General features: G+C 63.7%; 1 pseudogene. It reads right to left on the bottom strand.

Annotated features, from left to right (window positions below):
• A pseudogene (locus U5782_RS41525) lies at nt 1-245 on the bottom strand (adhesin); the annotation flags it as partial.

Genomic DNA, 245 nt, shown 5'->3' with positions numbered 1-245 from the left:
GAGATCGAACCGTCGCTGTTCACCGTCGAACCGCCACCCAGCGCATCTGCCGTCGAGCTGGCCGTGTTGTACAGCTGCGCGCCGTTGATGGCGTCGGCGCTCGATGCGCTCACGTCGCCATTGGCCACGTTGTGGATCACCACCGGCGTCGTCGAACCTTCACCGCCCAGCGTGATCGAGTCGTGTGCCGACGAATCGTACTGAACCGAGTTGGCCATCGTGCCGTTGATGCTCGTGATGTCGCC

This window comes from Paraburkholderia sp. J67, assembly GCF_905220265.1.
GTDB lineage: Bacteria > Pseudomonadota > Gammaproteobacteria > Burkholderiales > Burkholderiaceae > Paraburkholderia.
The sequence above is the reverse complement of the archived record's forward strand: the minus strand, read 5'-3'. Positions and strand labels throughout refer to the sequence as shown.